The sequence below is a fragment of the Belnapia sp. genome, from assembly GCF_059504005.1.
The window spans coordinates 41,304-62,438 of record NZ_JCACHU010000134.1; the positions used below are offsets into that span (position 1 = coordinate 41,304).

Here is a 21,135-nt window from a genome sequence, read left to right on the forward strand (position 1 = left end):
ACGTAAACGAGAGCGACGATTCGTGCACCGGGCCATCGCCGCGCCGCCGCGATTCGCCCCGGTTATCCACAAAAGAATTTTCATCGACAGGCTCATGCGAGATCGCGCAGCCAGTTGACGAGTCGGCGGAATCCACTTGCAGGACGTTCGAGCCCCGGCATCAGTTCCAGCAGCGGCCGTCCTTCGCCCGCGCCCCAGGCCAGCAGCCCGAGCGGCGCGGCAAAGGCGGCGCCCGCTGCGGCTTCCGGTAGGCCGCGCACCGGATGCGGCCGGCCGAGCCGCACCTGCCGCTCGAGCACGCGCGCGGCAAGCTCGCGCACGCCGACGAGTTGGCTCGCGCCGCCCGTCAGCACCACGCGCCGCCCCATCTCCTGGCTGAGGCCGGCCGCCTCCAGCCGGTCCTTCACCAGCTCGAAGGTCTCCTCCAGCCGCGGCCGGATGATGCCGATGATCATGGCGCGCGGGATGCGGGCGATCTGGTCCTCCTCCTCGCCGACCTGCGGCACGGGAAGCCATTCGCGCTCGTCGTCCGGCGCGCCGAGCACGCCGCCATGAAGCGTCTTCAGCCGCTCCGCATGCGCGATCGGCGTGGAGAGGCCGCGGGCCAGGTCGTTGGTGACGTTCCAGCCGCCGACCGGGATCTGCGCCGTGTGCAGCAGGTGCCCCTCGGCGAAGACGGAGATGCTCGTCGTCCCGCCGCCCATGTCGATGACCGTGGCGCCGAGCTGCTTCTCGTCCTCGACCAGCGTGGCCAGCCCCGCCGCGAAGGGCGCCGAGACCAGCTCCTCGACGACGAGGTCGCAGCGCAGCAGCGTCGCGCCGAGGTTGAGCAGCGAGGCCTGCGCCGCATCGACCATGTGCAGCTTCGCCGCCAAGCTCTCGCAGATCATCCCGCGCGGGTCCTCGGCGCCCGGCGTCGCATCCACAGTGAAGCCGAGCGGGAAGGCATGCACCGTCTCCCGCCCGTCCTCGGCGCTGCGCCGGCGCCCCTCGCCCATGATGGCGCGCAGATCCGCCTCGGTAATCGCCCGCCCGCCGATCGGCCACTGGATGTTCTGCTGCCGCGACTCCGGCTGGCCGCAGGAGAGGTTGACGATGGCGCCCTTCAGCTGGGTGTCCGCCATCTCCTCCGCCTGGCCGACCGCGGCGCGGATGGCGCGCTCGGCCTCCTCGAGGTCGACGATGTTGCCGCCCTTGATGCCGCGCGCCCGCTGCCAGCCGAAGCCGAGCGCCCGCGGCTCGCCGTCATTCTCGATTCGCGCGATGACGCAGACGATCTTGGTCGTGCCGATGTCGAGCACGCCGAAGACGCCGCTGCGCGCGCCGCGCCGGCGCCGCCCCTGCGCCGGCAGCCCCTCGTGATGGCCGAGGCGAACGAGCTGGTTCATCCGCGCCCACTCCTCACCCGCTGCACGCTGGGCTCCGGCGCCGCCGGCGCCGCCTGCGAGGGCAGGCGCAGCACCAGCTTGTCCGGCAGGCGCAGGTCGATCGAGGCCAGCGGCCGGTCGAGCAGCCCCTGCTTCTGCTGCAGCTCGGCGAGCCGCGCCAGCGCCGCCGCCTCCTGCCCATCCGGCAGCAGCACGTCGACGCCGTTCCTGAGGCGGAGGTTCCATCGCCGCTCCGCCACGCGCACCAGCGCGTGCGTCCGGTCCTGCACCTCCGGCACCGTCTTCAGCAGGGCGACCATCGGCCGCGCCATGCGGTTCGCGCCGGTGCCGACGATCAGCGGCAGCCGCCCGAAGGCGCCGACATTCTCGTTGGCGACCACCTCGCCCTTCTCGTCGATGATCGAGAAGCGGCCGTCCCGCTGCCAGATGGCGAAGGGCTGCCGCTCCGTGATGCGCACCCGGATCGTGCCGTTCAGGTGCCGCTCGACATGCGCCGAGCTGACCCAGGCAATCAGCTCCAGCCGCTCCTTCGCCACCTGCGGGTCGAAGGCGAGGATCGGGTCGCCGCGGCGGATGTTGAGCGCCTCGAGGACGAGGTCGGGCGGCGTGTTGCGGCTGCCCTCGAGCACCACCTCCTGCACGGTGAGCCCGGCATTCCCGGCGATCTCCGCCGCCCCATCCCAGAGCGCGGTCACCCGCCCATAGGGATCGGCCGCCATTGTCCCGAGCGCCGCCGCCGTCAGCAGGCCGCCGATGCCGATGGCGAGACCGGCCGGCCGCAGCAGCCCGCGCCGCCGCCGCAGCCACAGCCGCAGCCGGCTCGGCCGCGAAGGCGTCGCCTCCGCCTTGCTGCGCCGCACCGGCGCCTTGCTGCGAGGGGGACGCGGCATGTCAGGAGCCATGGGAGGCCTGCTCCACCATCCAGGCGCACAGCGCGGGGAAATCCATGCCGGCATGGGCCGCCTGCTCCGGCAGCAGCGAGGTCGGCGTCAGCCCGGGTTGCGTGTTCACCTCGAGCAGCACCAGCCGCCCCGGCTCGCCCGCCGTGTCGTCGTAGCGGAAATCCGCCCGCGTCGCCCCGCGGCAGCCGAGCGCGCGATGGGCGGCGAGCGCCACCTCCATCGCCTGCTCGCGGATGGCGGGGTGCACCGCGGCCGGCACCACATGCCGCGACCCGCCCTCGGCATATTTCGAGGAGTAGTCGTAGAACTCGCCCGCATCGGCGATGATGTCGGTGACCGCCAGCGCCCGGTCCCCCAGCACGCCGACCGTCAGCTCACGGCCGGGGATGAATTCCTCGGCCAGCACGGTCCGGCCGAAGCGCCAATTCTGCGCGATCTCTGCCCGCCGGTTGTCGCCCTTGCGGAGGATATGCACCCCGACCGAGGAGCCCTCGTTCACCGGCTTCACCACATAGGGCCGGGGCAGGGGGTCCTCCGCCTCCAGCTCCTCGGGCTCGAGCAGCCGATGCGCCGGCACCGGCAGGCCGGCGGCGCGGAACACCGCCTTCGCCGCCACCTTGTCCATCGCCAGCGCCGAGGCGCGCAGTCCCGAATGCGTATAGGGGATGCCCATCCAGTCCAGCACGCCTTGGATGCAGCCATCCTCGCCGAAGCGCCCGTGCAGCGCGTTGAAGACCACATCCGGCTTCGCCGCGCGGATCGCCGCGATGGTCGCGGCGAGGTCGGCACCGACATCGATCGCCGTCACCTCGAACCCCGCCTCGCGCAGCGCCGCCACGCATTGTTGCCCGGAGACGAGGCTGACCTCGCGCTCGGCCGAAATCCCGCCGTGCAGGACCGCCACATGGGTCATGCCGCAACTCCGATTCGCTTGATCTCCCAGTCGAGGGAGATGCCGCTGTGGTCGAGCACCCGGGCGCGGACCTCTTCGCCGAGCGCTTCCAGCTCCGCCGCCGTGGCATTGCCGGTATTGAGCAGGAAATTGCAGTGCTTCTCCGAGACCTGCGCGCCGCCGCGCGCGAGGCCGCGGCAGCCCGCCGCATCGATCAGCGCCCAGGCCTTCTGCCCCGGCGGATTCTTGAAGGTGGAGCCGCCCGTCCGCGCCCGCACCGGCTGCGCCGCCTCCCGCGCCGCGCGGATCTCGGCCATCCGCGGCGCCGCATCGCCACGCCGCGCATGGAAGCGGGCGCGCACGACGATGCCGCCCTCCGGCAGCACCGCATGCCGGTAGGACAGCCGCAGCGCCTCGGCGCTCAGCCGAACGAGCCCGGCCGCGGTCGCCACCTCCGCCCAGTCGAGCACGTCGCGCAGCTCGCTGCCGTAGGCGCCGGCATTCATCGCCACGGCGCCGCCGATGCTGCCCGGGATGCCGCAGAGGAACTCAAGCCCGGCGAGCCCCGCCGCCGCCGCATGCTCCGCAACCGTCACGTCGAGCGCCGCCGCCCCCGCGACAACGCCATCCCCCTCGACGACAACCCCGCCAAAGGCCCCGCCGAGCCGCACCACAACGCCCGGCAACCCGCCATCGCGGATGATGAGGTTGGACGCGGCCCCCAGCACCGTCACCGGCATCCCCGGCGCAGCGCCGGCGAGGAGCGCGACCAGATCCTCGGCGTCCGCCGGCCGCACCAGCCACTCCGCCTGCCCGCCGACGCGGAACCAGGTGAGCGGCGCCAGCGCCACCCCCGCCCGGACCCGTCCGCGAAGATGCGGGATGGCGTGCTGCACGGGGCGGTTGCTCATGCCCGCCTCAGCGGCGTCGCGCGGTAGCCCGGCTGCAGCGCCGCCAGCTGCTCCGGCAGCGCATGCGCCCAGGCGGTGATGTTCCCCGCCCCGAGGCAGACCACATAGTCGCCCGGCTTGGCGATGGCATGGATCATCTCGGCCAGGCTCTCCGGCCCCGGCAGGGCCACGACGCTGCGATGCCCGTGCGAGCGCAGCCCCTCGACCAGCCCGTCCTTGTCGATGCCGGGGATCGGCGCCTCGCCCGCGGCATAGACATCGGCGACGATCACCGTCCCCGCATCGTTCATGCACTTCGAGAACTCCTCGAAGAGCGTCGCCAGCCGCGAGTAGCGATGCGGCTGCACCACGGCGATGACATCCCTGGCGCCGGCCTGCCGCGCCGCCTTCAGCACCGCCGCGATCTCGACCGGATGATGCCCGTAGTCGTCGATGACCGTGATGCCGCCCGCCTCGCCGACGCGGGTGAAGCGCCGCTTCACCCCCTTGAAGCCGGCCAGCGCGCTGCGGATCGTCGCCTCGTCGATCTCCATCTCGACGCCGACGGCGATCGCCGCCAACGCGTTCTGAACATTGTGCTGCCCGAGCATCGGCAGGCGGAAGGGCTTCATCGTCCGGCTGCGCTTGGTCGCCCGGTCCTGCACGACGACCTCGAAGGTCGCCCCCATCCGGTCGGTGATCACCCGCTCCGCCCGCACATCTGCCTGGGGCGAGAAGCCATAGGTGACGATGCGCCGGTCGAGCTTCGGAATCATCGCCTGCACCTCGGGATGGTCAAGGCAGAGCACCGCGAAGCCATAGAAGGGAATGTTGGAGACGAACTGGGCGAAACCGTCCTTCATCGCCTCCGCCGTGCCCCAATGGTCCAGGTGCTCGGGGTCCATGTTGGTGACGATGGCGACGACCGAGGGCAGGCGGAGGAAGCTGCCATCGCTCTCATCCGCCTCGACCACCATCCACTCGCCCTCGCCGAGGCGGGTGTTGGTGCCATAGGCATTGACGATGCCGCCATTGATGACGGTCGGGTCGATCTTCGCCGCCTCGAGCACGCAGGCGACGAGGCTCGTCGTCGTCGTCTTGCCATGCGTCCCGCCGACCGCGACCGACCACTTCAGCCGCATCAGCTCGGCCAGCATCTCGGCGCGGCGCACCACGGGGATGAGCGCGGCACGGGCCGCCTGGACCTCCGGATTGTCCTTCTTGACGGCGGTCGAGACGACGACGACCTGCGCCCCGCCCAGGTTCTCCGCCACATGCCCGATGGCGACCGGGATTCCGGCCTCGCGCAGCCGCGCCGTGTTGTAGCCCTCGGCGATGTCGCTGCCCTGCACCTGGTAGCCCAGGTTGTGCAGCACCTCGGCGATGCCGGACATGCCGATGCCGCCGATGCCGACGAAGTGGATGGGACCGATGGTCAGGGGCAGCGCACGCATCAACGGGTTTCCTGGGTGGCACGCGCCCTGACGAGCGAGAGGACGAGATCGGCCAGCCGCTTCGCCGCATCGGGCTGGGCGAGCAGGGCGGCGGAGGCGGCGGCGCGCTTCAACCCGGCGGGGTCGCCGAGCTGGCGCGCCAGCTCCCCGGCCAGCGCGGCGGAGGCGAAGCGCGCCTGCGGCACGACGGTCGCGGCGCCTGCCTCGGCGATGGCCCGCGCATTGGCCGATTGGTGGTCGTCGATCGCATGCGGCAGCGGCACGAGGATGGAAGGCCGTCCCGCGCAGGCGAGCTCGGCCACGGTCCCGGCCCCCGCCCGTGCGATGACGAGATGCGCCATGGCCAGCCGCCCGGCGACATCGGGAAAGAAGGGCGAAAGCTCCGCGGGCACGCCGGCAGCGGCATAGGCCTCACGGACCCGGTTGAGATCCTCCGCGCGGCATTGCTGCACGACGACCAGCCGCCCGCGCAACCCCTCCGGCAGGGCCGCCACGGCCGGCGGCACCACGTCGGCGAAGATGCGTGCGCCGAGCGAGCCCCCGAGGACCAGAAGCCGCAGCGCCCCATCCGTTCCGGGATAGCCGTGCCCCGCCAACTCGGCGAGCGCCGGCCGTACCGGATTGCCGACGACATGCATCGGCGCCCCGTCGGGCACCCGCCCCGTCGTCGCATAGGACAGCGCCAGCGCATCCGCCCGCCGGCTCAGCAGCCGGTTGGCACGGCCGAGGATGGCGTTCTGCTCGTGCAGCACCGTCACCGGCCGCGGCGCCAGCATGGTGAGCGCCGCGATGAGCGGCGGCACGCTGGGATAGCCGCCGAACCCGACCACCGCCGAAGCCTTGAGCCGCTTGAGCAGCTGCCGCGCCTGCAACGTCCCCGCCGCCAGCGCCACCGCCCCCTGCGCCGCGCTCACCGCCCCACGCCCGGACAACCCCGAGCCCTTGAGCACGAAGCGCTCCGCATTGGCGAAGGCCGCGCTCTCGAAGGCCGCCGAGCGCGCATCCGTCATCAGCGCGATCCGCTCGCCGCGCGCCAGCAGCTCCGCCGCCAGCGCCTCGGCCGGGAAGAGGTGCCCGCCGGTCCCGCCAGCCGCGATGACGATCGGATTCACCGCGGGCCCTCTCATTCGACCACGTCCATCCGTGAGGCGCGCTTGCGCGTCAGCGCCAGCAGCATCCCCATCCCGAGCGCGATGGCGAGCACGGAGGAGCCGCCATAGGAGACGAAGGGCAGCGTCATCCCCTTGGTCGGGATCAGGTGCAGCGAGGAGGCCATGTTGACAAAGGCCTGCAGCCCGAACTGCGCCAGCAGGCCCGTCGCCGCCAGGATGACGAAAAGCTCCGCCTCGCCCAGCAGCCGGATCAGCCCCCGCACCACGACGAAGGCGAAGAGCGCCAGGATGACGAGGCAGACGATGAAGCCGAACTCCTCGCCCGCGACGGCGAAGACGAAGTCGGCATGCGCATCCGGCAGCGCGTTCTTCACGCGCCCCTCGCCGGGCCCGCGGCCGAAGAGCCCGCCATTGCCGAAGGCCTCCATCGCCTTGGTGATCTGGAAGGTGTCGCCGGAGGAGGGGTCGAGGAAGCGATCGACGCGGCTCCGCACATGGTCCAGCGTGAAATAGGCGCCGATGGCGAGCCCGACGCCGCCCACCCCGAGCACGCCGACGAAGGCGAGGTTCAGCCCGGCGACGAAGAACTGCGCCAGGAACATGCAGACCACGACCATCAGCATGCCGAAATCCGGCTGCGACTTCAGCACCGCCGCGACGACGCCGAGCAGCCCGAAGGCGGCCATCGGCCAGAGCCGCTGCGGGTGCAGCAGGGCCAGGCCCCGCTCGCCGGCCGCGGCCCTACGCGCCGCCGCCGCCTTGCCCTCGGCCAGCATCCAGGCGATGACGACGGCGAAGCAGGGCTTCAGGAATTCGGAAGGCTGCATCGTGCCCAGCAGCGGGAAGGCGAGCCAGCGCCGCGCGCCCTTGGTCTCGAAGCCGATGACCAGCGTCGCCGCCGTCAGCACCAGCGCCCCGAGGCAGCCAAGGATCGCCAGGTGCTTGATGTTCCGCGGCGTCAGCAGCGAGACCATCACCATCACCCCCGCGGCGAGGACGAGGAACACCACCTGCTTGGCAAACAGCAACTCGCGCGAGCCGCTGCCGATGACGCGCTCTGCCACCGCCGGGCTCGCCGCCAGCATCATGACATAGCCGAAGCCGATCAGGATCAGCAGCGCCGCCAGCGTCCAGCGGTCGACCGTCCACCACCAGCGGCCGAGGACGGAATTGTCGGAGCGCGAAATGGCCATTAGGCGGCCCTCCCTTCGGCCAGCGCGGCGACAAGGGTCCGGAACCGCTCGCCCCGCTGCTCGAAACCGGTGAACTGGTCCCAGCTGGCGCAGGCCGGCGAGAGCAGCACGACCGGCGCCGCCCCCGCGGCCGCGCTCGCCGCTGCCTCGGCGACGGCGACATCCAGCGTCCCCACCACGCGATGCCTGACGCCATGCACGGCGAGCGTCGCCGCCAGCACCGGCGCATCGCGCCCGATCAGCAGCGCCTCGGCGATGCGGGGGAAGAAGGGCGCCAGGCTCTCGATCCCGCCCTCCTTCGCCGTCCCGCCCGCGATCCAGATGACGCGCCCATAGCTGGCCAGGGCCCGCGCCGTGCTGTCGGCATTCGTGCCCTTGCTGTCATTGACGAAGGTGACGCCGCGCCAGGTGCCGACCCGCTCCTGCCGGTGCGGCAACCCCGGATAGCTTTGCAGCCCCTCGGCCAGCTCGGCCCGCGTCAGCCCGAGGTCGAGCGCGCAGGCTGCCGCCGCCGCTGCGTTCTGCGCATTGTGGCTGCCGGGCAGGGCAGGGGCCTCGCCGAGATCCAGGATCGCCCCGCCCTCGTCCCGCAGCATCCGCCCCTCGGCCCAGACGCCGCCCGCCTGCCGCGCCTCGCCGGAGATCGGGCGGACACGCCCTTCCAGTCGCCCACGCAGGCTGGCGCTCCAGGCATCGTCCATGCCGAGCACCGCGAGGTCGTCGCGCTCCTGCCGCGCGAAGACCTGCGCCTTCGCGTCCAGATAGCCCACCATGTCGCCATGCCGGTCGAGATGGTCTGGCGAGAGATTCAGCATCACACTCTGGTTGAAGCGCACTTGCTGGATTCGCTCCAACATGTATGACGACATCTCGAGTGTGTATACGCCATCTATTCCCAAGATATTGAGGGAGAGCGCTGCCGGCCCGAGATTCCCGCCCGCCTCCGCCTCCCGCCCCGCCGCCCGCAGCAGGTGGTGCAGCAGCGCCGTGGTCGTCGACTTCCCGTTGGTCCCGGTGATGCCGGTGAAGCGCGCGCCCGACCCTGCCGCCCTGACGGCCCGGTAGAGGTAGTCGACATCGCACAGCACCGGCCGCCCCGCGGCGATCGCCGCCGCCGCCGCCGGATGCACGCGCGGCAGCCGGTGCGGGATGCCCGGCGAGAGCAGCAGCGCATCCCAGCGGAAACGCCCCTGCGACGGGTCTTCGACCGCGAGCCCGGCGGCGCTGGCGGCGACGCGGCCCTCCTCCCGGTCATCCCAGCAGGTGACCTCCGCCCCCCATTCGACGAGCCGCCGCGCCGCCGGCAGCCCGGCCTTGCCGAGGCCCACCAAGGCAATGCGTTCACCGGAGAAGGGGGTGAAGCGGCTCATCGGATCTTCAGCGTCGACAGGCCGACGAGCGCGAGCACCATGGCGATGATCCAGAAGCGGATCACGATGGTGGCCTCGGCCCAGCCCTTCTTCTCGAAGTGGTGGTGCAGCGGCGCCATCAGGAAGACGCGCCGCCCGGTGCGCTTGTACCAGAAGACCTGGATGATGACGCTGACAGTCTCGACGACGAAAAGACCGCCGACGATCGCCAGCACGATCTCATGCTTGGTGGCGACGGCGACCGCGCCGAGCGCGCCGCCCAGCGCCAGCGACCCCGTATCCCCCATGAAGACCGCGGCCGGTGGCGCGTTGAACCAGAGGAAGCCGAGTCCCGCCCCGATCAGCGCCGCGCAGAACACCGCGAGCTCATTCGCTCCCGGCACGGAATGGAGCTGCAGGTACTCCGAGAAGACCCGGTTGCCGACGAGATAGGCGATCAGCGTGAAGACTGCCGCCGCGATCATCGCCGGCACGATGGCGAGCCCGTCCAGCCCGTCCGTCAGGTTGACGGCGTTCGACGCCCCCATCAGCACCAGCATCCCGACCAGCGGGAAGAGGAAGCCGAAGGGCAGCAGCGTCTCCTTGAACACGGGGAAGGCGAGCCCCGTCGCCACCGCCGGCGGCAGCAGCAGCACGATCCAGGTGGCGCCCGCCAGCCCGACGCCCGCCTGCCAGATCAGCTTGCCGCGCGCCGAGACGCCCTTGGTGTTCCGCTTCGTCACCTTCAGCCAGTCATCGGCGAAGCCCAAGCCGCCATAGCCGACGGTGATGAACAGCGCCGCCCAGACCAGCCCGTTGCGCAGGTCGGCCCAGAGCAGCGTGGCGAGGACCAGGGCGAGCAGGATCAGCACGCCCCCCATGGTCGGCGTGCCCTTCTTGGTGATGAGGTGGCTCGCCGGCCCATCGGCGCGGATCGGCTGCCCGCCGCGCTGGAAGCCGCGCAGCCAGTTGATCACCGTCGGCCCGAGGGCCAGCGACAGCACCAGCGCGGTCAGGCAGGCCGCACCCGCCCGGAAGGTCGTGTAGCGGATGAGGTTGAAGAGGGGGAAATCCTCCGCATAGGGCGCGAAGAGGTTGAAGATCACGCCGAATGCCCCCGGATCGCCGTGAGCACCTTGCCCATCAGCGTCGCCTTGCTTCCCTTCACCAGCACCGCATCCCCATCCCGCAGCGCCCCTGCCACCAGCGGCGCCAGCTCAGCCGAAGTCTCCGTCACCGCCAGCACCAGGTCCGGCGGCAGTGCCGCTGCCAGGTGCGGCATGTCCTTGCCGCAAAGGAAGACGGCATCCGCCGCCTCCCGCACATGCGGCGCCAGCCCCCGGTGCTCGGCGACCGAGAAGTCGCCCAGCTCCCCCATCTGCCCCAGCACCGCGACGCGCCGCCGCGCCGGCAGCAGCCGCAGCACGGCGAGCGCCGCCCGCACCGAGGGCGGCTGCCCGTTGAAGGCCTCGTCGAGCAGCGTCGCCGTCCCGCCATCCGCGGTCTGGATGCGCTCCAGCGCGCCGCGCCCTGCCATCACCCGGTACTCGGCGAGGCGCGGCGCCAGCGCCGCCGCATCGCAGCCGAGCGCCTGCACCGCCGCCAGCGCGCCGATCGCATTCCGCACCAAATGCGCCCCCGGCGCCCCGAGCCGAAACTCAACCCGTTTGCCGCCGATGGAGGCGGTGACGCCGCTCCCCTCCGCATCGGCCGCGACGCCGAGCGCCTCCACCTCGCCCCCTGGCCCGAAGGTCACGATGCGGTGCCCGACCGGCACCGCCGCCCGCAGCAGCGGCAGCATCGCATCGTCGGCCGGCAGCACGGAGATGCCGCCCGGCTCCAGCCCGAGCGCGATGCTGCCCTTCTCCTGTGCGATCGCCTCGAGGCTGCCGAGATGGCCGATATGCGCCGCGCCCACATTCGTCACCATGGAGACGTGGGGCTTGGCGAGGCGGGTGAGGGGGGCGATCTCGCCCGGATTGTTCATCCCGATCTCGATGACGGCGAAGGCGCTTCCGGGCGGCATCCGCGCGAGCGTCAGCGGCACGCCCCAATGGTTGTTGTAGGAGGCGACGGCGGCATGGGTCCCGCCCGCGCCGGCGAGCAGCAGCCGCAGCATCTCCTTGGTCCCGGTCTTGCCGACGCTCCCCGTCACCGCGACCACCCGCGCCGCGCAGCGCGCCCGCCCCGCCGCACCGAGCGAGGTGAGCCCCGCCAGCGTGTCGGCTACGCGCAGCAGCGGCGCCCCCGCCGGCACGCCCGGCGGATCCCGGTCCACCATCGCCGCCGACGCCCCGCGCGCCAGCGCGTCGGCGACGAAGTCATGCCCGTCCCGCACGTCGCGCAGCGCGACGAAGAGTTCGCCGGGCCCGACGCTCCGGCTGTCGATGGAGACGCCCGTGACGGCGACCTCCGCCGCGAGGCTCCCCCCCGTCGCCGCCCGCAGCGCCTCGCTTGTCCAGAGGCTCATCCGACGAGCTCCCGCACTACCGCGGCGTCGTCGAAGGGTGTCGTCACCCTGCCGATCGTCTGCCCGCTCTCATGCCCCTTGCCGGCCACCGCCAGCACATCCCCCGGCCCCAGATCGCCGAGCGCCCGGGCGATCGCCCCGCGCCGCTCTCCGGCATCGATCCCGCCCGGGCAGCCCGCCAGCACCGCCGCGCGGATCGCCGCCGGGTCTTCGCTGCGCGGATTGTCGTCGGTGACCCAGGCACGGTCCGCTCCTCGCGCCGCCGCCGCGCCCATCAGCGGCCGCTTGCCCGGGTCCCGGTCGCCCCCGGCGCCGAAGACCACATGCAGCCGACCGCCCGGCGCCACATGCGGCCGGAGCGCGCCGAGCAGCCGCTCCAGCGCATCCGGCGTATGGGCGTAGTCGACATAGACCGCCGCACCGTTCGGCAGCCGCGCCGCCAGCTCCATCCGCCCGCGCACGCCGGCGAGCTGCGGCAGCAGCGTCATCGCCGAGCCCGGCTCGATGCCGGTGGCGACGGCGAGCGCCAGCGCCATCATCACGTTGTCCGCCTGGAACCGCCCCGGCAGCGGCAGGTGCACCGCCTGGCGCTGGCCGAAAGCCGCGAGCTCCAGCGCCTGCCCATCCGGCAGCGGCTGATGCGCCAGCAGCCGCACCGCATCGCCCGACTCGCCGACCGTCAGCAGCTCCAGCCCCCGCCGCGCCGCGACGCCGCGCAGCGCGTCGAGCGTCTCGCCCTCCATCTCGGCCGAGGCAACCGCCGTCGCACCCGGCTGCAGCAGCGCCTCGAACAGCCGCAGCTTCGCCGCCCGGTAGGCGGCCATCGTCCCGTGATAGTCGAGATGGTCGCGCGTCAGGTTGGTGAAGCCGGCCGCCGCCAGCCGCACCCCGTCCAGCCGCCGTTGCTCGATGCCATGCGAGGAGGCCTCGATCGCCGCATGCCCGATGCCCGCCTCGGCCAGCGCCGCGAATTGCGCATGCAGCGCCACCGGATCCGGCGTGGTGAGGCTCGCCCCGCCGGGAAAGTCCGGCGCGATCAGCCCCAGCGTGCCGAGCGAGGCCGCCCGCCGCCCCGCCAGCGTCCAGAGCTGGCGCAGGAAATCCACCGTGCTCGTCTTGCCGTTGGTCCCGGTTACCGCGACGACGGTCGCGGGCTGCGCCCCCGCCAGCGCGGCGGCCATCAGCGCCAGGCCCCGCCGCGGATCGGCCATGCCGATCACCGGCACCCTTGCCGCGGCATCCGTGCCCTCCGGCGCCAATACCGCGACGGCACCCTTCGCCACCGCATCGGCGATAAAGGCGCGCCCGTCCTGCTTCATCCCTGGCAGGGCGACGAAGACCATCCCCGGCACAACCGCCCGACTGTCGGCGGTGACGCCCCGGATCAGCTGCCCAACCGCATCGCCCGCCGCAGCGGGCGCAAGCCCGGCGGCGCCGAGGAGGTCACCGAGGCGCAAGGCCGGCCTCGCGCGGGGAGGCCGGGCCGAGGGCGAAGCGGAGCAGGCCGGAGGGCGGCTCTGCCTCGGTGCGGCGCAGCGACGGGGCAGGGGGCACCAGGCTCGGTCCCGGCGCGACGCCGGTGGTGGGTGCCCCGGGCGGCGTCGCCGCCGGCGTCCCGCGCGGCGCAGGCGCCGGGGCGCCGGCAACCGGCGGCGCGGCCCGCGGCGGCCGCCCCGGCTGCAGCGGAATGGCGAGCGTCTGCTGGATCTGCGGCATCCGCTCCGTCTCTGGCACCAGGCCGAGGATCGGCGCGACGCGGCGGATCACCGCGCCCGCCGCCGGCGCTGCCACCCAGCCCGCCGTGGCATAGCCATGGCTCTGCGCATTCGGCTTCGGCTCGTCGACCATGACGTAGATCGCATAGCGCGGCGCATTCAGCGGGAAGGCGCCGACGAAGGCGGCGATGCGCTTGTCCTGCAGGTAGCCGCCGCGCGGCCCGACCTTCTGCGCCGTGCCCGTCTTGCCGCCGACGAAGTAGCCGGGAACATCGGCCCCCTTGCCCGAGCCGTCGGTGACGACGAGGCGCATCAGCCGCCGCATCGTCTCCGAGGTCCGCTCGGAGATGACGCGCGTTCCCTCGCGCTGCGTCTCGGGCGACTGCGCCACCAGCGTCGGCGGGCGCAGGATGCCGCCATTGGCCAGCGCCGAGATGCCGGTGATGACGTGCAGCGGCGTGACCGAGATGCCATGGCCGAAGGCGACCGTCATGGTGTTGATGTCGCGCCAGCCATTGGCCGTCGGGGCCAGCGGCCGCGCCACCTCGGGCAGCTCGAGCCCGAGGCGCTGGAGCATCCCCATCCGCCCCATGAACTCGCGGTGCCGCGCTGGCCCGACGCCGAGCGCCATATGCGCCGCGCCGAGGTTGGACGAGTAGGCCATCACCTCCGGCAGGCTGAGGACGCGGTTCTTGCCCTTGTAGTCGCTGATGGTGAAGCGACCGTAGCGGATCGGGCGGCTGGCGTCGAAGGTGCTCCAGACATTCGCGGTGCCGAGGTCGAGCGCCATCGCCGCCGTCAGCAGCTTGAAGGTCGAGCCCGGCTCGTAGAGCCCGACCGTCGCCCGGTTGAAATGCGGATTGGTGTCCTGGCTGACGGCACCCGGCGCGGCCGCCATCGGCCGCGCCACCGCCTGGCGCAGCAGCGGCTGGCCGGCCGCCGCATGTCCTGCCCCCTGGCCCTGCTGCTCCCGCCGCTGCAAGCCGCCGGGGTCGGAGGCGTCGTAGTCCGGCAGGCTGACCATGGCCAGCACCTCCGCCGTGTTGACATCCATCACGACACCCGCGCCGCCGATGCCGTTGTAGTCGGCGATCGCCTTCTGCACCGATTCGCGCAGCGCCACCTGCACCCGCACATCGACCGAGAGCCGCAGCGGCGAGCGGTCCACCCGCAGCCGCTCGTCGAAGCTGCGCTCGACGCCGGCGATGCCGCGCCCGTCGACATCCACCTGGCCCAGCACATGCGCCGCCGCCGAGCCCTGCGGGTAGAAGCGCCGCTCCGCCGGGCGGAAATGGAAGCCGGCGATGCCGAGGTCGTTGATCGCCTGCTGCTGCCGCGGCGGCAGGTTGCGGGCGATATAGGCGAACTCCACCGGCCGCTCCGTCCCCGGCACCATGCGTGGGCTGATGCGGGCGACCAGCCTTTCGCGGTCGAGCCCCGGCAGCACGGTCAGCAGCCGGTCGGCCGCCTCGGCCGGGTCGTTGATCTCCTGCGGGTTGGCGTAGAGCTCCGTCACCTGCAGCGAGACGGCCAGCACCTCCCCGTTGCGGTCGGTGATGGCCGCGCGCCCGCTGGTCGACTCCCCGTTCGGGATGCGCACCGCGGCGCGCGGCTTCGGCACCGTCGGGTCGACCAGCGTGGCGAAGGCGAGCTTCAGCGTCACCGCGCCGAACAGCACGGCGAAGCCGCCGGCGGCGATGACCAGGCGGCCGCGGGTCTTCTCCAATTGCGCCCGCCGCGCCAGCTCGGGCGCCGCGATCCTGACCAGGGCCCGCGAGGGCGAGGCGGCGACGCTCGCCCCCCGTGACCGCCCGGCCGGCGCCGCATCCGGCGAGGGCGGCAGCCGCAGCTCGTCCTGTGGCGCGCTCAACGTCCCATCCCCCCGTTCAGGGTCGCCGCCGCGGCGCTGCCGAAGGGCACCGGCGGCGGCAGCATCGGCTGCCCGCCGAGCCCGAGCGCCGAGCCGCCGCCCATGGCGGGATAGGCCGGCACCGCGCGCGCCGGCACCACGGCCGGCTGCACCGTGGCGGGCGCGATCCGCGGCGCGGCGGAGGCCGCCAGCTGCGTCACCGGGGCCGCCGCCGGCGCCCGCACCGGCGCCGCGATCGGCGGCAGCGCGGCGATCTCGGCCGGCCGCGCCACCGGCTTCGGCCGCGGCGGGATGGCGGCGCGCGCCAGCTCCACCTGCGCCGGCCGCATGGTCTCGGCGAGCCGCGGCGTCTCCGCCGGCCGCGCCTCGGCCGGGCGCGGCTGCGTCGCCCGCGCCAGGTCGACCAGCGCCGGCCGCGGCGGCGCATCGGCCGGTTTTGTCGCCGGCAGGGCGAGCCGCACCAGCGGCGGTGCCTCCGGCTCCGGCGGCGGCAAGGGCAGGGCGGCGAGATCGACCGCCGGCACCGCGACCGGAGCCAGGGCGACCGGCGCCGCGGCGGGCACCGCCGCGACCACGGGTGCGACCGCGGGCGCCGCGGCGGCAGGCGCTGCCACCGCCACCCGCACCACCGGCTCCGCCACCCGCGGCAGCAGCGCCAGCGCGGTGTTCCCCGCCGGCATCACCGGCTCGCGCGGCGCGAAGAGCGCGACCGGCCCGTCATAGGCCGCGACCGGCGGCAGCCGCCGCTCCGCCTCGCTGGCGCGGACGAATTGCGCGGGTTGCATCGCCTCCAGCTCCGGCAGGTGCCGCTGGGCCACGGCGCGCAGCCGCTCCGGCTCGTTCAGCCAGGCCCATTCGGCCTGCAGCGTCTGCGTCCGCGCCTCCGCCTCCTCGACCTTGCGGGCGATCGAGCGCAGCTCCCGGTCCATCACCGCGGCTTCATGCTTGGTGCTGTAGACATGCATCCCGGCGCCGAGGAAGGCGACCAGGCAAAGCGAGGTGAAGGGGCGGAAGATCATGCGGCGTCCAGGGGTGCGGCGGGGTGGTCGAGGGGCAGGCGTTCGATCGCGCGCAGCCGGGCGGACCGGGCGCGGGGATTGGCATCGGTCTCGGCCGCGCCGGGGCGCAGCGCCCGCGGCGTCAGCAGGCGGAATTCGGCCGGCGCCGCGCGCCCGGCGAGCGAGGCCGGGTCATGCCGCGAGGCGCCGGCCCGGCGCCCGGCGGCACCGGCCATGAAGCGCTTCACCAGCCGGTCCTCCAGCGAATGGAAGGCGACGACGACGAGCCGCCCACCCGGCGCCAGCAGCGCGGCCGCGGCGGCGAGCCCGCGCTCCACCTCGCCCAGCTCGTCATTCACCGCGAGGCGCAGCGCCTGGAAGCTCCGCGTCGCCCCGTCGATGCCGGACGGGTCGCGGGGAACGCAGCCGCGCACCAGGGCGGCGAGCCGCGCCGTGGTGGTGATCGGCGCCTCGCGCCGCGCCGCGACGATCGCGCGCGCGATGCGGCGCGAATGGCGCTCCTCGCCCAATTGATAGAGCACATCGGCCAGCTCCGACTCGTCCAGCGTGTTGACGAGGTCCGCCGCGGACTTCCCATGTTTCGACATCCGCATGTCAAGCGGTCCGTCGCCGCGGAAGGAGAAGCCGCGCTCGCCGTCGTCGAGCTGGAAGGAGGAAACGCCGAGGTCGAGCACCACGCCGTCGAGTCGCGTGACCGCGCGCGCCTCGAGCAGCGCCAGCATCTCGCCGAACCGCCCCTCGACGAGGTGCAGCCGCCCGGGGTGCCGCGCCGCCAGCGCCGCGCCGCGCGCGATCGCCTCCGGGTCGCGGTCGATGGCGAAGAGGGTGCAGCGCGCCGCATCCAGGATGGCGCCGGCATAGCCGCCGCCGCCGAAGGTGCCGTCGCAGTAGGTGGCGCCGTCGCGCGGCGCGAGCTGCTCCAGCACCTCGGCCAGCATCACCGGGACATGGCCCGGAGGAGGGGAGACGGAGGCACTCATACGTCGCCCCCCTCGTCATCAGCATCGAGCCGCGCCTCTTCCTCGGCGAAGGCGGCGGCGTTCCAGATCTCGAAATAGGCGCCGCGTCCGCTGAACTGCAGCTCGCCCTCGAAGCCCGCATGCTCGGCGAGCTCCTTCGGCATCACCACGCGGCCGTCGGGATCGAGGGTCAGGGTATGGATCTTGCCGACCAGCTTGCGCATCACCGACTGGTATTCGGCCGAGAGCTTGCTGAGCCCGGCCACGCGGGCCTCCACCTCGGCCATGTAATCCGCCTTCGGCCAAACTTCGATGCAGCGCTTGTGGCGGGACCGGCGCAGGATGATCTCGAGGGCCCCGGGGCCGGCAAGCTGGCCGCGGAAGAGGGACGGCACGGAAATGCGCCCCTTCTTCGCGTCGTACCCCCCACCCACGGTGCCTATGAACTCGGACATCGCCCAGCGACCGCCCCCCAGTGACCGCCTGTTGACTTGCCCTTCGGGGAGGATGCGCTCAGGAGCGTTGAGGGCCCCTGGGGATCAGCGGCCGGCGGGGCCCCCCGACCCCGCCGGCTCGCCCGACCATCCCGCTTTGGATCCCTCGCCCCCCCGAGCTTTGGACCCATCGTCGGGATGACTTGGGATAGCACGGGATTTCGTGGGACCACAAGCACGAATACCGTTTCGGCCCACTAAATGCGCCCGACAAATTGCCCGATTCCTAAGGCCTTAGCGGCCTGGGTCGCTACCGCATGAGAAATCATCTGCGATCGAAAGCAATATGTTATACTTACCCGGTTTGTTCTTTCACCGCACCGGGCTCTCTGTGGACACCTTTGTGGATTAACCTGTGGGGAAAATGCGCCAGGTGGCCTGTAAGCCGGGTTCTGTCCGCCCCCGGAATTCCGGGGACAGGGCGACCATTCCTCTGGGACGCGCCTCGCGGCGCGCCTCACGCGGCCAACCCGGGCAACGGGGCGGGAATGCCCCTGCGCCAGGCAGGCCGAAGCCCGCCCGCGCCGGTCGCCCCTATTCGGCCTTGCTCCCGATGGGGTTTGCCCTGCCGCCCCCGTTGCCGGGGGCGCGGTGCGCTCTTGCCGCACCGTTTCACCCTTGCCGGGCGGCCTCGCGGCGGCCCGGCGGTCTCTTCTCTGTGGCACTTTCCCTGGGGTGTGACCCCCGCCGGCCGTTGACCGGCATCGTATTCCCGTGGAGCCCGGACTTTCCTCCAGCACCGCCTTGCGGCGATGCCAGCGGCCGCCCGGCCACCTGACGCGGCGGCGTCATGCGCCCCCGGTCAGCCCCGCGTCAACCGGCTTCCGCAGACGGAATCATCGCGGCAACCGCCGCCAGCCGCGCCAGGCAGCCGGCATCGGCCATGCCGTCCACCCGCTCCGGCCGCCAGCGCCGCTGGAAGGCGGTGAGCAGCAGGGGCAGCGGCAGGTCGCGCCGGTAGCCGATCGCCGCCAGCAACGCCCCCGCTTCCGCCTCTGCCGCTGCGGGCGGTGCAGCCGCGGGCCAGAGCCCAACGCCGTTGGCCGCCAGCCCCTCCCAGTCGAAGAGCTCCCCCGGGTCCTGCTTGCGGTCAGGCGCCACGTCGCTGTGCCCGACCACATCCCAAGGCGCGACCGGATGCCGCGCCAGGATCCCGAGGCAGAGGTCGCAGACGGCCGCCATCTGCAGGGCATGGAAGGGGCGGTAGCCCCATTCATGCCCCGGATTGACGATCTCGATGCCGATGCTGCGGTCGTTCAGCCCCTGCCGCCCGCGCCAGTGCGAGACGCCGGCATGCCAGGCCCGCCGCCCTTCCGGTACCAGGCGGAACACGGTGCCGTCCTCCTCGACCACATAGTGCGAGGAGACCTTCGCCGCCGGGTCCCGGAGCCGCCCGATCGCCGCTGGCCCGCTCGGCATCCCCGTATAGTGGAGCAGCAGGATGTCGATCGGCATCCCGGCCGGGCGGTCGTCCTGGTTCGGGCTCGGCGCATCCAGGACCCTCAGAGCTTCCGCTCCCGCTTCACCCGGTCCCAGGCGGCGTTGATCTCGGCGACCTTCTCCGTCGCCCGCTTCACGAACTCCGCCGGCACGCCGCGTGAGGCCAGGCTGTCCGGATGGTTCTCCCGCATCAGCCGCCGCCAGGCCTGGCGCACCGCATCGTCCGGGGCATCCCGCGGCACGCCGAGGATGGTGTAGGGGTCCGGCCCGCTCGGCGCCGCACTTCCCGCGGCACGCGAGCTCTGCCCGTCCCGCGCCCGCTCCCAGGCGACCGCATCCAGCCCGAACCCGCGCTGCGCGCCCTGCAGGAAGGCCAGCTCCGCCTTGGTCAGCGGCCCATCCGCCCGGGCGATCTGGAACAGCGCGCCGAGCACGTCCTCCAACATCCCCTTGTTGTCGGCGAAGCTCTCCCCGAGCTTCTCGGCGAAGGGCTCGGGCGGGTCGCTGCTGTCCCGCGCCTGGTCGAAGAGCGCCGCCACCTCCCGCAGGTTCTCGGGCGGGATGCGGAACAGCCGCTTGAAGGCGTCGATCTCCTCGCGCTTCACCGGCCCGTCGCATTTGGCAAGCTTGGCGGCGAGCACGACGACGGTGATGGCGAAGAGCTGCTCCTTGCTGCCGAGCAGCGCCGCCGCATCGGCCGCCTGCCGCACCGCGGAGCGCCCGAACAGGGCCCCGAAGGGGCTGCTGGCGCCCCGCCCGCCCTGGTCCGCCGCATGTCCGAGCGCGGCCCCGACCACGGCGCCGAGCGGCCCGCCTGTCATGAAGCCCGTCACGCCGCCGATGATCTTGCCCCAGAGGGTCAAGCGCCGCACCCCATTGCTCTCGCCCCAGCCTTACCATGCCGGGGCGGACGGGGGAGAGGCCCCGCACCGCCGCAAGATGGGTTGGCCCCGCCTGGCGCGAAAGGTTGACCGCCGCCCGCAGCCGCCCCAGCCTTTGCCCGCGAGGCACAGGCGCCCGATTCGCCCCCGCCGATGCCGCCCGCGTCGTGACAGACCGGCATCGCTGATACGGCGCCGGTCACAACCAGAGGTATGCATCTCCGCCCCCCGGCCCGCCCGATTGCCAAAGCATCGAATGGCCCCGGCGACACGAGTCGCAAGGTTTGTTCATGGCGAAGACTAGACGAATGGCAATCAATATTGATTCGCCCGACTCGGGGACTGTCGTGGCGGCGCAGCCAGCCGCACCGATTGCTCGCGATATCGAGAGTGTTGAGCGGCATCGGGCCGGGGATTTTATCTGCCAGGATTTGCCGGGCACCGCCCTGGCGCAAGGCGCCGCCCCCATCATCCCCTTCGCGTCGAGCAGGCGAACCTCCACGAGGCGGATGCCGTGGCGATCTGCGAGCTCGGCGCCAGGTTCCGCCCTGGCGCGCCACGCTACAGCGTCGCCGCCGCCCGCGAGGCCTGGTCGTAGAAGCCCGACAGCGCCCTCAGCAGCCGCGCCGCCTCGGTGAGCGCCGCGCCCGGCGGCCCATTCTCCCGCACCGCCCCCGCCAGCAGCCGCTCCCTGACCTCGGCATAGCGCGCGCAGAGGGCAGCGCCCTCCGGCGTCGCCGCCACCAGCTTCTCCTTGCCCTGGCGGCCGGTCGTCACCAGGCCGGCGCCCTCGAGCTTGCGGATGGCATAGGTGCCGATATGCGCATCCTCGATGCCGAGCGCGAGCAGGATCTCCGCCTGCCGCTTGGCCCTCCCGCGGTGGTGTACCGTATGCAGGATCAGCACCTCGACTGGCGACAGTCCCGGCGCCCCCGCCGCCGCCGCGCAGAGCACCATCCAGCGCTGGAAGGCGTGGCCTGCGAGGATCAGCCCATACTCCGCCTCCGACAGGCCGGGCGAGGCGCCGGCGGCGAGGTGGGCGGAGGAGACGACAGGGCTGGGCTCGGCCATGACCGAACATTGACAAAATATCGATAAATTGTCAAC

Annotated in this window: 18 protein-coding genes and 1 other RNA gene; all 19 read right to left on the minus strand. The window is 72.8% G+C overall.

Annotated elements, in window-relative coordinates:
* Window positions 1-92: 92 nt before the first annotated feature.
* The gene (gene ftsA, locus AC5JJ1_RS18015; protein ID WP_495786487.1) at window positions 93-1,388 is read right to left on the minus strand and encodes a cell division protein FtsA; all 1,296 of its coding nucleotides are present in this window, start codon (window positions 1,386-1,388) and stop codon (window positions 93-95) included.
* Entirely contained in the window at window positions 1,385-2,278 is an 894-nt protein-coding gene (locus AC5JJ1_RS18020) for a cell division protein FtsQ/DivIB (protein WP_495786488.1), read from the minus strand. Before AC5JJ1_RS18020 ends, ftsA begins: the two co-directional genes overlap by 4 nt.
* A gap of 1 nt (window position 2,279) precedes the next feature.
* Window positions 2,280-3,203, minus strand: a complete 924-nt coding sequence (locus tag AC5JJ1_RS18025; protein WP_495786489.1) for a D-alanine--D-alanine ligase — start codon at window positions 3,201-3,203, stop codon at window positions 2,280-2,282.
* Complete coding sequence (gene murB / locus AC5JJ1_RS18030; protein ID WP_495786490.1) at window positions 3,200-4,093, minus strand: UDP-N-acetylmuramate dehydrogenase; 894 nt, start codon at window positions 4,091-4,093, stop codon at window positions 3,200-3,202. Before murB ends, AC5JJ1_RS18025 begins: the two co-directional genes overlap by 4 nt.
* A complete protein-coding gene (murC, locus tag AC5JJ1_RS18035; protein ID WP_495786491.1) occupies window positions 4,090-5,526 on the minus strand; it encodes a UDP-N-acetylmuramate--L-alanine ligase in 1,437 nt (478 codons plus the stop codon). The genes murB and murC overlap by 4 nt, the downstream gene beginning before the upstream one ends.
* Window positions 5,526-6,653: an undecaprenyldiphospho-muramoylpentapeptide beta-N-acetylglucosaminyltransferase gene (gene murG, locus AC5JJ1_RS18040; protein WP_495786492.1), complete on the minus strand. Its 1,128-nt coding sequence runs from the start codon at window positions 6,651-6,653 to the stop codon at window positions 5,526-5,528. The genes murC and murG overlap by 1 nt, the downstream gene beginning before the upstream one ends.
* The gene (locus AC5JJ1_RS18045; RefSeq protein WP_495786493.1) at window positions 6,650-7,831 is read right to left on the minus strand and encodes an FtsW/RodA/SpoVE family cell cycle protein; all 1,182 of its coding nucleotides are present in this window, start codon (window positions 7,829-7,831) and stop codon (window positions 6,650-6,652) included. The genes murG and AC5JJ1_RS18045 overlap by 4 nt, the downstream gene beginning before the upstream one ends.
* Window positions 7,831-9,201: a UDP-N-acetylmuramoyl-L-alanine--D-glutamate ligase gene (gene murD, locus AC5JJ1_RS18050; RefSeq protein WP_495786494.1), complete on the minus strand. Its 1,371-nt coding sequence runs from the start codon at window positions 9,199-9,201 to the stop codon at window positions 7,831-7,833. Before murD ends, AC5JJ1_RS18045 begins: the two co-directional genes overlap by 1 nt.
* Window positions 9,198-10,286: a phospho-N-acetylmuramoyl-pentapeptide-transferase gene (mraY, locus tag AC5JJ1_RS18055; RefSeq protein WP_495786495.1), complete on the minus strand. Its 1,089-nt coding sequence runs from the start codon at window positions 10,284-10,286 to the stop codon at window positions 9,198-9,200. The genes murD and mraY overlap by 4 nt, the downstream gene beginning before the upstream one ends.
* Window positions 10,283-11,650, minus strand: a complete 1,368-nt coding sequence (locus AC5JJ1_RS18060) for a UDP-N-acetylmuramoyl-tripeptide--D-alanyl-D-alanine ligase (protein WP_495786496.1) — start codon at window positions 11,648-11,650, stop codon at window positions 10,283-10,285. Before AC5JJ1_RS18060 ends, mraY begins: the two co-directional genes overlap by 4 nt.
* The gene (locus tag AC5JJ1_RS18065) at window positions 11,647-13,107 is read right to left on the minus strand and encodes a UDP-N-acetylmuramoyl-L-alanyl-D-glutamate--2,6-diaminopimelate ligase (RefSeq protein WP_495786497.1); all 1,461 of its coding nucleotides are present in this window, start codon (window positions 13,105-13,107) and stop codon (window positions 11,647-11,649) included. Before AC5JJ1_RS18065 ends, AC5JJ1_RS18060 begins: the two co-directional genes overlap by 4 nt.
* Window positions 13,094-15,235, minus strand: a complete 2,142-nt coding sequence (locus AC5JJ1_RS18070; protein WP_495786498.1) for a peptidoglycan D,D-transpeptidase FtsI family protein — start codon at window positions 15,233-15,235, stop codon at window positions 13,094-13,096. Before AC5JJ1_RS18070 ends, AC5JJ1_RS18065 begins: the two co-directional genes overlap by 14 nt.
* Window positions 15,232-16,254, minus strand: a complete 1,023-nt coding sequence (gene ftsL / locus AC5JJ1_RS18075; RefSeq protein ID WP_495786499.1) for a cell division protein FtsL — start codon at window positions 16,252-16,254, stop codon at window positions 15,232-15,234. The genes AC5JJ1_RS18070 and ftsL overlap by 4 nt, the downstream gene beginning before the upstream one ends.
* On the minus strand, window positions 16,251-17,234 hold the full coding sequence (rsmH, locus tag AC5JJ1_RS18080) for a 16S rRNA (cytosine(1402)-N(4))-methyltransferase RsmH (protein ID WP_495786500.1): 984 nt from the start codon (window positions 17,232-17,234) through the stop codon (window positions 16,251-16,253). The genes ftsL and rsmH overlap by 4 nt, the downstream gene beginning before the upstream one ends.
* Window positions 17,231-17,668 carry a division/cell wall cluster transcriptional repressor MraZ gene (locus AC5JJ1_RS18085; RefSeq protein WP_495786501.1) on the minus strand — a complete coding sequence of 146 codons (438 nt, stop codon included), beginning with the start codon at window positions 17,666-17,668 and terminating at the stop codon, window positions 17,231-17,233. The genes rsmH and AC5JJ1_RS18085 overlap by 4 nt, the downstream gene beginning before the upstream one ends.
* Before the next feature lie 404 nt (window positions 17,669-18,072).
* Window positions 18,073-18,485: RNase P RNA component class A (gene rnpB, locus AC5JJ1_RS18090), an RNA gene on the minus strand.
* Window positions 18,486-18,520: 35 nt separating this feature from the next.
* Window positions 18,521-19,162 carry an N-acetylmuramoyl-L-alanine amidase gene (locus tag AC5JJ1_RS18095; RefSeq protein ID WP_495786502.1) on the minus strand — a complete coding sequence of 214 codons (642 nt, stop codon included), beginning with the start codon at window positions 19,160-19,162 and terminating at the stop codon, window positions 18,521-18,523.
* A gap of 47 nt (window positions 19,163-19,209) precedes the next feature.
* Window positions 19,210-20,010 (minus strand): TerB family tellurite resistance protein, encoded by an 801-nt coding sequence (locus AC5JJ1_RS18100; protein ID WP_495786533.1) that lies wholly within the window; start codon window positions 20,008-20,010, stop codon window positions 19,210-19,212.
* A gap of 579 nt (window positions 20,011-20,589) precedes the next feature.
* Window positions 20,590-21,099, minus strand: coding sequence for a winged helix DNA-binding protein (locus AC5JJ1_RS18105; protein ID WP_495786503.1), 510 nt, complete (start codon window positions 21,097-21,099; stop codon window positions 20,590-20,592).
* Window positions 21,100-21,135 lie beyond the last annotated feature (36 nt).